The sequence below is a fragment of the uncultured Campylobacter sp. genome (genome assembly GCF_937890585.1).
Lineage (GTDB): Bacteria > Campylobacterota > Campylobacteria > Campylobacterales > Campylobacteraceae > Campylobacter_A.
This window is the reverse complement of sequence record NZ_CALACG010000392.1, coordinates 1-10,006: the sequence shown is the minus strand read 5'-3', so window position 1 is coordinate 10,006 and position 10,006 is coordinate 1. Positions and strand designations below refer to the sequence as shown.

Below are 10,006 nucleotides of genomic sequence, written 5' to 3'. Positions count from 1 at the left end.
TCTTAAAATTTATTAGCTCTCTATAAAATCCCCAAATATACGCGCTTTAAGAGCTATTTTAAACTTAAAAATGACATTTTCAAAATGCCCGGAGAGCAAATTTCGGTCACTAAATTTTAAGCCAACTTTGCCTATACTTTCGTCAAGTTTATCATCAAAATTTAACGTAAGGAACGAAATGAAATTTATCCTAAAACGCGACGGCACGAAGCAAGAATACCTCCCGTATAAAATCCAAGACGCTATCAAAAAAGCCTTTGAAAGCGAGTCCAAAGAGTACGACGACAAGGTCTTTTTGGATGTGATGGGGCACGTGTTTGACAGCGAAGTTTTGAGCGTCGAGGACGTGCAAGACTACATCGAAAAGGCGCTTTTTAACGCGGGGCACTTCGACGTGATGAAGAGCTTTATGCTCTACCGCCACACGCACAAGCTCCAACGCGAGCAAATTTTAGGTCTAAACGCCGACACGACCTATATAAACTCAACCCAGACGATAAATGAATATATAAACGGCACCGACTGGAGAATTTCTGCAAATTCAAACACCAGCTACTCAAACGCAGGCCTTATAAACAACACCGCTGGCAAAGTCATAGCAAACTACTGGCTAGACGCTGTTTATAACAAAGAAGAAGGTCTTGCTCACAGAAACGGCGACTACCACATCCACGACCTAGACTGCCTTACAGGATACTGCGCTGGCTGGAGCCTGCGAGCCTTGCTAAATGAGGGCTTTAACGGCGTTCGTGGCAGGGTCGAGAGCAAGGCACCAAAGCACTTTAGAGAAGCACTCTATCAGATGGCAAATTTCTTAGGTATTTTACAAAGCGAGTGGGCAGGCGCTCAGGCGTTTTCTAGCTTTGACACCTACCTTGCGCCTTATGTTTTCAAAGATGATCTAAGCGACGCCGAGATCAAAAAGGCGATAACTAGCTTTATATTTAACCTAAATGTCCCTGCACGCTGGGGACAAAGCCCATTTACAAACGTAACCATAGACATCACATGCCCAAGCGACCTAAGAGATCAGATACCAACGAGCGATGATATACACCTTTTTACAAACGTAAAAGATGAGAAAATTTTGAAAAAAGCAAACGAGCGTGGCAGGAAAAATTTAGTAGATATGACCTACAAGGACTTTGAGCCTGAGATGGCGCGCATAGATAAGGCGTTTTACGAGGTCTTAACAGCTGGCGACAAGTGCTCGCAGCCTTTTACATTTCCGATACCGACGGTAAATATCACAGAGGATTTTAACTGGGATAGCGAAGTGGCGGATGTGCTCTTTGAAAATACCGCCAAAATGGGCTCAAGCTACTTTCAAAATTTCATCGGCTCACAATACACTTATGACGAAAATGGCAACAAGATAGAAAACGAAAACGCCTACAAACCAGGCCACGTGCGCTCTATGTGCTGCCGCTTGCAGCTTGATCTAAGAGAGCTTTTAAAGCGTGGTGGCGGTCTTTTTGGAAGTGCTGAGATGACTGGCTCGATCGGAGTCGTCACTATAAATTTAGCCCGCCTTGGTTATAACTACAAAGGCGATAAGGTCGCACTTTACAACAGGCTTAGCTACCTTTTAGACCTAGCTAAATCAACCCTAGAGAAGAAGCGTAAATTTATCCAAGAGATGTATGATAGAGGGCTTTATCCTTACACAGCTAGGTATCTAAAGCACTTTAACAACCACTTTAGCACGATCGGTATAAATGGCATGAACGAGCTACTTAGAAATTTCACTGACGATAAAGAGAATATTTCAACTAAATTTGGACGAGAATTTGCCCTTGAGATGGTTGGCTTTTTACGCGATAAGATAAGGACATTTCAAGAAGAGAGCGGAAATTTATACAACCTTGAGGCCACACCAGCTGAGGGCACAACATACCGCTTTGCCAAAGAGGATAAGAAGCGCTATCCAGACATCATCCAAGCAGGCGAGGGTGATAATATCTACTACACAAACTCAACCCAGCTTCCAGCAAATTTCACAGACGACGCTTACGAAGCGCTTGACCTGCAAGATGAGCTACAAAGCGCATACACAGGCGGCACCGTCTTTCACCTATATATGAAAGAGCGCATAAGCTCGGCTAAAGCTTGCAAAGAGCTTGTAAAGAGTATAATCTCAAACTACAAACTCCCATACATCACGATAACGCCAGTCTTTAGCGTCTGCGCAAAGCATGGCTACATAGCTGGCGAGCATGAGTTTTGCCCACTTTGTGACGCAGAGCTTATAGAAAAAGAGAAGAAAAAATCCAAATAAGGAGAGGAAATGACAGAAAAAGAAATTTTAGAAAAAGTGCAAGATAAACGCACAAGATGCGTGGTCTATACTCGTGTTATGGGCTATCACAGACCAGTTGAGAGCTTTAACCTCGGCAAAAAAGGCGAGCACAAAGAGCGTGTTAAATTTGACGAATACGCAAGTTGTTGCAAGAGATAAATTTCTTGCCTAAAAACAATAATAAATTTAAAAAAATAAACTAAAATGCAAGCCAAAGGCACGCCCCTTGTGCCTTTGAATTTAAAAAAGGGGTCAAAAACTTGCAAAGAGTCTTTAGTATAACGCCATTTACGATGCTTGACTATCCAGATAAAGTGGCAGCTGTCATTTGGTTTGCTGGGTGTAATATGCGCTGTGGATACTGCTACAACATCGAGGTCGTAAAGTCAAATGGCACTATAAGCTTTAGCGAAGTTTGCGACTTTTTAGACCGCAGGGTCGGCAAGCTAAATGGCATAGTCTTTAGCGGTGGCGAATGTACAGCAAACCCTCTCTTTTTAAGGCTAGCGCGCGAGGTAAAGGCGCGCGGCTTTAGCTTAAAGGTAGATACTAACGGCTCGTATTGCGACGTCTTAAAAGAGGCGATAGATGAGGGACTGATTGATTACATCGCGCTTGATTTTAAAGCTCCAAAAGAGAAATTTATCGGCATCACTGGCTCAAATTTATATGAGAAATTTGCTGCCACGCTAAAATATCTCATAGAGATAAATTTTAAATTTGAAGTGAGAACGACCGTGCATGCGGACTTGCTAAGCGAAAAGGATATCAGCGAAATGTCTGAGCTACTTTACGAGCTTGGATACAGAGGCGACTACTTTTTACAAAAATTCTTTAACACTGGCGAAAATTTTGGAGGCTTAGGCGATCCAAAAAACAGCTTCGATCCAGATAAGATCACATCAAAACTACCTATCAGACTAAGAAATTTCTAAATTTAGCGCAGATAAAAATAGCTAAAAATAAGAAAATTTAACTAAAATTTATCCCAAACCATAAAAACAAACAAGGAGAAAAATATGCAAAATTTCAGCTTTTTAAACCCAACTAAGATAGAATTTGGCAAAGACAAAGAGCAAAACATCGGCAAATATATGAAAGAATTTGGCGTAAAAAAGACGCTCATAATATACGGCAGTGATAGGATCATGAAAAACGGACTTTTTGACGTTGCCACAAAGAGCCTAAGCGCAAATGGCATCGAGTTTTGCAAGATAGGCGGCGTGAAGTCAAATCCAGTGCTTAGTAAGGTCAATGAAGCGATAAATTTAGCCAGAAGCGAGGGCGTAGATAGCGTGCTAGCCATCGGCGGCGGCTCGGTGCTTGATAGTGCCAAAGCCGTGGCTGCTGGAGTTAGATATAACGGCGATGTTTGGGACTTTTTTACGGGTAAAGATCCAAAAGAAGCGCTTATGATCTTTGACATCATAACACTAGCTGCAACTGGCTCAGAGATGAACGGCGGCGCAGTCGTCACAAACGAAGCCACAAAAGAGAAATTTGCCATGCACGGCGCTTGTCTTTACCCAAAAGTGTCGGTGATAAACCCACTTCTTCAAGCAAGCGTTAGCAAGGAGTACTTGGTCTATTCAGCCTCAGACATCATCGCTCACAGCATTGAGGGCTACTTTACGGCGAGCATCCAGCCTGAGATCATAAATTTATACATCGAAGCAAACATCAAAACCGTTATGAAAACGACTGAAATTTTACTAAAAGAGCCAGATAATATCGCTGCAAGAGGCGAGTTTGCCTGGGCTGCGACGATGGCGCTAAATGGCCTAACATATGTCGGCACAGCTGGCTTTAGCTATCCAAACCATATGATCGAGCACGCCATAGGTGCGGTCGTGGACTGCGCGCACGGAGCTGGGCTAAGTGTCGTTATGCCAGCTTGGATGAAGTGGTATAAGGGTAGAAATTTAGAGGCGTTTAAGCGTTTTGGCAGGGAAATTTTTGGTGTGAGCGACGCAGACGTGGCGATAGAGAAGCTAAAAGAGTGGTTTACTAAGATCGGCACACCAACAAGCCTCATAGAAATCGGCGTTGATGAGTCAAATTTAGACGAGATCATGGCGCTAGTTTATGACTACGCCAAGGGCAGGGGCTTGGAGCAAATTTATACAAAAGAGGCCATAAGCGAAATTTTTGCCTTAGCGAGATAGAATTTATCCAAAATTTACAAAGGATAAACATGAAAAAAGTCGCCCTTATAGCAGGAGCCAGCGGCGCTGTAGGAAGTGAAATTTTAAAAGATTTATGCGAGAGTGAGCACTATAGCAAGGTGGTCGCTCTTGTTAGAAGTGAGCTAAAATTTACTCATGAAAAGCTTGAAGTAAAGATAGTAAATTTTGATGATTTTAAAGATGAGGTGCCATTTATCGCTGATGACGTATTTTGCGCGCTTGGCACGACGATGAAGGCGGCAAAGCACAAAGAGCAGTTTTATAAAGTCGATGTGACCTATCCTATAAATTTCGCCAAATTTGGCTTGGAGTGCGGTGCAAAACGCTTTGTCTTGCTCTCGGCTGCAGGTGCAAACAGAAAGTCAGGCTCGTTTTACCTAAAGGCAAAAGGTCAAGCAGAAGCGAAGATAAAAGAGCTTGGATATAGCTCATTTCATATCGCTAGGCTGCCACTTATCGAGGCTGATAGGAAAGAATTTAGACTAGGTGAGTATTTGGCGATAAAGGCGTTTAAATTTATCCCAAAAGGCTTTTTTGACGAGTATCGTCCGATGAGGGCAGCTGACATCGCCAGAGTGATCGTGCAAGTAGCGCAAGATGATCACAGCGAAGGTGTGAAAATTTATAGTCCGGTGGAATTTACAAAATGAAAAAATATATAGTGATCACTGGGGCAAGCTCAGGCATAGGAGCGGCAGCGGCAAAGGCATTTGCAAGGCGCGGGGAGAATTTGATCCTAGTTGCAAGACGCAAGGAGCTTTTAGAAGAGCTAAAAAGCGAGATAGCTAAATTTGCAGATGTAGAGGTCGTGGTAGAGCTTTGCGACCTTTCAAAGCAAGAAAATGTCCTAGCTCTTTGGCGTAATTTAGAAAAATTTGAGCTAAAAGCACTGATAAACAACGCTGGCTTTGGCTACTACGGCAAGGTCGGCGAGCAAAATTTAGATAAGGTGACGCAGATGTTAAATTTAAACATCACCGCACTTGTGACGCTATCAATGCTATTTGTAAAAAAATATAGAGAAAAAGAGACAAAACTAATAAATATATCATCAATAGGAGGCTACAAGATCGTGCCAAACGTCGTGACCTACTGCGCTAGCAAATTTTTCGTCAGCGCATTTAGTGAGGGCCTTTACCACGAGCTAGCACAAGACAAGCAGGCGAAGATGCAAGCAAAAGTGCTGGCCCCAGCTGCTACAAAGACAGAATTTGGCATGGTGGCAACTAACAAAGAGAGCTACGACTACGACAAGGCGTTTAAAAAGTACCACACGAGTGAAGAGATGGCGGAGTTTTTGCTTCGCCTTTATGATAGCCATTACTGCGTTGGCGCGGTGGATAGAGATAGCTTTGAGTTTAGTCTAAGTAAGCCAAAATTTGACTATGCGGTTAAGTATTAACAAAAAGGAAAGACAATGAAAAAAACTTATGATTATAGCAGTGGCTGGCTTACTAGCCTTTAGCGGATGTGCGAAAAAACAAGCAGAGCCAGCTCCACAAAGCGCTCCAGAGCCAAAGATCGAAAGCAGTGTAGATAGCCACGGCTGCATGCCTTCAGCAGGACAGAGCTACTCTGAGTTTAAAAATGGTTGCGTTCAGGTATTTAACGTAGCTGACGTTCGCTTGGACGACCCAGACAACAAGACTTTGGCAGTTTATGGGATATTTAACAAAAAGAAAAATAAAGTAGAAATTTTCTGGGCTAGCCTAGGCAACGAGAGCCAAATTTTAAGCAAAAAAGGCAAGAAATTTGTATCTGAAGATGGCAGCATACAGCTAGAAAAAGCAGGCAAAAAATATAAAATTTCTAAAAAATAATCAAATGGCACTACAAAAAGTTGATCTAAACAAGGCCTACCGCCTCATCAACCACGGCCCAACGCTCATCATCTGCGCAAGCCACGAGGGCGTCGTAGACGCGATGAGTGCCTATTGGGTCTGCCCGCTAGACTACGACAAGATAACAGCAGTCGTAGACTCTGGCTCATTTACCCGTTCGCTTTTTGAAAAGAGCGGTAAATTTGGCCTTTGCGTGCCATTTTTCAAAGATACCGCCCTTATCGCAAGACTTGGCACGACCAGTATGCACAGCGACAAAAACAAGCTTGCTGGCGTGGAGATGTTTTACGAAAATGGCGTGCCTTTGCTAAAAGAGTGCGCAGTCTACATGGTTTGCGAGATCATCAAAGACGCCAAAAACGAGAGCGAGTTTGACCTTTTTAAGGCCAAAGTCGTGGCAGCCTACGCCGATACGCGCGTTTTTGAGGGCGGCCACTGGAAATTTGAAAATTTAGATGATGTGCTAAGGACGTCTCACTACGTAGCTGGCGGGCAGTTTTATGCTGACGGAGCGGCGAAATTTGAGGAAAAGGCAGCCATTATCGGTTAAAGGACGAAGTATGAAAAGTGCAAAATGCCTAGTTTTGGCGGTTTGCTTGGCTGGGGCGTGCTTTGGTAGCGAGCTAAAATTTAATGAGAGTAAATTTGAGCTAAAAAGCGTGCAAGTTGGCGAGAGGACGCTTAAATTTAGAGCTTATGAGGGCATAGTCTATGTGGCAAAGCCAACGAGCGACTACGAGGTCTTAAATTTTTATGTGCCAGAGGGTAAATTTGACGATAAAACTACGGCTATTTTTATGCCAAATGGCATAGGCGGCTACATGCCAGCCAAACCTCAAAAGCCAGAAACCAAAAACGAAAAGCCAAATGCCACTCTTGAAGCGCTTCTTAGAGGTTACGTCGTGGCAAGCGTTGGCGCTAGGGGTAGGACGCTAAAAGATGGCGAGCGCTTCATCGGCAAAGCGCCAGCTGCGATAGTCGATCTAAAAGCGGCCGTTAGATATCTTAAATTTAACGACAAATTTATGCCAGGCGACGCAAATAAGATCATCTCAAACGGCACGAGCGCAGGTGGCGCGATGTCGGCACTTCTAGGCACTAGCGCAAACGCAAAAGAGTACGAGCCATATCTTAGCGAGCTAGGCGCTGCGAAGGCGGACGATCAAATTTATGCCGTCTCAGCCTACTGCCCTGTTACAAATTTAGAGCATGAGGACGAGGCGTATGAGTGGATGTTTGGGGATTTGGATAAATTTGAAAGGATTGATTTTACAAGTCTTGACGCGAGCACTTTTAACGACAGGAGCAAAAAGCCAAAGATGATCACAGGCGAGCTAAACGCCACGCAAAAAGAGCTCTCACGTGAGCTAAAGAGTAAATTCCCAGCCTATCTAAACTCGCTAAATTTAAAAGACGCCAAAGGCCACGCACTAAGCCTTGATGAAAACGGCGAGGGCAGCTTCAAAGAGTATATAAACGCTCTCATCTCAAAGGCATTTACCGCTACAAAAAGCAGCGACAAAAGCACGCTCACGCCTAAATTTATAACTCTTGACACGCAGGGCTGCTCGCTTGGATATACATTCAAATTTGAGGACTTCATCGCCTCGCTAAAACGAGCCAAAGCGGTGGTTGCCTTTGACGGATTTGGGCTAGAAAATCCTGAAAACGACCTTTTTGGCGATAGCAAAACGCCTGCAAAGCACTTTACTAAATTTGCAAAAGAGCGAAGCTGGGGCGAGATGGCGGAGGCTAGCGTCATAAAGATGATGAATGCGATGAACTACGCTAAAAACAAAGAGGCGGCGAAATTTTACCGCATAAGGCAGGGCACAAACGACACCGACCTAGCCCTTGCCGTGCCTGCCATGCTCGCACTCTCGCTTAAAAATGCTGGCAAGGAGGTTGATTTTGAAGCGGTCTGGGGGCAAGGACACGGCGGCGATTATGATTTAGACGAGCTTTTTGCTTGGATGAAAAGAGTTGAGCAAAGATAAATTTAAAGGAGAAAGTATGAGAAATTTAAAAATTTTCAAGGAGAGTAAAATGAAATTTATAAATTTATTGGTAGTAGCGGCTCTGGGAGCTACATTTGGCTATGCAAAAGAAGCGGTTGATTGTAGTGACCCAAAAAATAGACCACGTTTAATTGGTGATATGCTAATAGGTGGAAAAAAAGAGTGCTTTGTTAATCGCGGAACCGCTGCTAGAGCTAAACGCGAACTAGATATGACTATCGGTAGAAACCCAGTCACTGGTAAGGTCACATCAAAGGCTGAGCTACTAGGTGGCGACAAAGCTACAAATGACCTTGAAAAAGCACAAAAGAACTATGGCGACAAGAAATTTAAGCTAGAAGAGGCAGAAAAAGCCTATGCTGATAACCCAAGTGTCAAAAACTCTAACCGCTTAGAAAAAGCTCGCAAAGCCTTTAAAAAAGCACAGCTTGACCTAGAAGGCGCAGAAGAGATCAAAGCTAAAGCTGATATGAAAAAGGCGAAGTGATAAGGGGAATTTGATGTTTAAAAAGCTATTTTTACTAGCAGTTTTGGCGGCGTTTGCCTTTGGGGCGGAGGCGAAAGTGAGCTTACAGGAGCTGCTTTCAACGCCAAATAACAAGAGCTTGCTAAAGCGTCTTGGCAGGGAAAAAATACTAAGCTCAAAGAGCGAGCCAGGCACGCAGGCGATCTTTTTTGCGAGCGCAAAGAGCAAGCCAGAGCTATTTTACGTGCTTGAGTTTTACAAGGATGAGGCGGCTTATAAAAAACATCTAAACTCGGCGCATTTTAAGAAATTTTCAAGCGCAAGCACTGAAATTTTAGCTAGCAAAAAGGCTATAAGCGTGAAAAAGAGGGCTGCGTTTTCTAAAAATTTAACGCCAGAGCGCCTAAAAGATGCCTACTTTCACATCACAAATTTAAGCCTTTTGGCAAAAAGCGATGCGAAATTTGAAAAGATCATCAAAACATATATGCAAAAAAGCGTAGATGATGGCGCTTACGCGCAGTTTGCTTTTAGTCAAAAGGATGCGCCAAACAAATGGGTGCTGGTTGAAATTTACAAGGACGAAGCTAGCTTTGAGAGCTACCGCCACAGCGAAAACTACAAGGCTTACGCCAAAGAGCGAGCTGGGCTAATAGATGAATTTGACGGCTTTGGTCTTAAGAACGAGACCTCATTTAGCAAGGTAAAATTTTAGGAGATGTTATGAAGAAAATTTCACTTTTTTGCGCACTAGCACTCATTGGCAGCACGGCTTTTGCCCTTGATAGGGCAGGATGTGAGAGTTTAAAAGATGTGAAAATTTTAAACAACGAGATGATAGACGCGGTGTGGAGTGAGAGTGGCAACGCGAGCAAGGCAAGTAGCTTTGTTTGCAAGTAAATTTAAGAAAGTAAATTTAAGGGGCAAAAATGAGTGAAATTTTAGTCGTATCAGGTCACACCGACCTTGAAAATTCCTTTGCAAATAAGATCATTTTGGACGAGCTAAAAAAGCACCTGCCAGAGGCTAAATTTGACATACTAAGCGAGCTTTATAAAAACTATGCTATCGATGTAAAAGCCGAGCAAGAAAAGCTAGTAAAGGCTGATGTGATCGTGCTTGTTTATCCATTTTTCTGGTACGGCGTGCCATCGCTTTTGCAAAAGTGGTTTGAAGATGTGCTAGTTCATGGCTTC

At 43.4% G+C, this 10,006-nt stretch carries 11 protein-coding genes and 1 pseudogene; all 12 read left to right on the top strand.

All coding sequences use genetic code 11. The features are described from left to right. Positions 1-178: 178 nt before the first annotated feature. Positions 179-2,458, top strand: a pseudogene (locus Q0296_RS11500) (ribonucleoside triphosphate reductase). Positions 2,459-2,559: 101 nt separating this feature from the next. Beyond that, the gene (locus tag Q0296_RS11495; RefSeq protein ID WP_298040723.1) at positions 2,560-3,234 is read left to right on the top strand and encodes an anaerobic ribonucleoside-triphosphate reductase activating protein; all 675 of its coding nucleotides are present in this window, start codon (positions 2,560-2,562) and stop codon (positions 3,232-3,234) included. Between the two features lie 84 nt (positions 3,235-3,318). Next, a complete protein-coding gene (locus Q0296_RS11490) occupies positions 3,319-4,464 on the top strand; it encodes an iron-containing alcohol dehydrogenase (protein WP_298040722.1) in 1,146 nt (381 codons plus the stop codon). A 29-nt stretch (positions 4,465-4,493) separates the two neighbouring features. Further along, entirely contained in the window at positions 4,494-5,135 is a 642-nt protein-coding gene (locus Q0296_RS11485; RefSeq protein WP_298040720.1) for an NAD(P)H-binding protein, read from the top strand. Continuing rightward, complete coding sequence (locus tag Q0296_RS11480) at positions 5,132-5,887, top strand: SDR family NAD(P)-dependent oxidoreductase (RefSeq protein WP_298040718.1); 756 nt, start codon at positions 5,132-5,134, stop codon at positions 5,885-5,887. The genes Q0296_RS11485 and Q0296_RS11480 overlap by 4 nt, the downstream gene beginning before the upstream one ends. Positions 5,888-5,915: 28 nt before the next feature. Then, positions 5,916-6,305, top strand: coding sequence for a hypothetical protein (locus tag Q0296_RS11475; protein ID WP_298040717.1), 390 nt, complete (start codon positions 5,916-5,918; stop codon positions 6,303-6,305). Positions 6,306-6,309: 4 nt separating this feature from the next. Then, on the top strand, positions 6,310-6,876 hold the full coding sequence (locus Q0296_RS11470) for a flavin reductase (protein ID WP_298040715.1): 567 nt from the start codon (positions 6,310-6,312) through the stop codon (positions 6,874-6,876). A gap of 10 nt (positions 6,877-6,886) precedes the next feature. Then, the gene (locus Q0296_RS11465) at positions 6,887-8,323 is read left to right on the top strand and encodes a subtype B tannase (RefSeq protein WP_298040713.1); all 1,437 of its coding nucleotides are present in this window, start codon (positions 6,887-6,889) and stop codon (positions 8,321-8,323) included. 16 nt (positions 8,324-8,339) lie between these two features. Then, positions 8,340-8,831, top strand: coding sequence for a hypothetical protein (locus Q0296_RS11460; protein ID WP_298040712.1), 492 nt, complete (start codon positions 8,340-8,342; stop codon positions 8,829-8,831). Between the two features lie 13 nt (positions 8,832-8,844). Then, positions 8,845-9,525 carry an antibiotic biosynthesis monooxygenase gene (locus Q0296_RS11455; RefSeq protein ID WP_298040710.1) on the top strand — a complete coding sequence of 227 codons (681 nt, stop codon included), beginning with the start codon at positions 8,845-8,847 and terminating at the stop codon, positions 9,523-9,525. An 8-nt stretch (positions 9,526-9,533) separates the two neighbouring features. Further along, positions 9,534-9,710, top strand: a complete 177-nt coding sequence (locus Q0296_RS11450; RefSeq protein WP_298040708.1) for a hypothetical protein — start codon at positions 9,534-9,536, stop codon at positions 9,708-9,710. Positions 9,711-9,739: 29 nt separating this feature from the next. Then, positions 9,740-10,006: NAD(P)H-dependent oxidoreductase (locus tag Q0296_RS11445; protein ID WP_298040706.1), on the top strand; the 267-nt coding region annotated here is incomplete at its 3' end.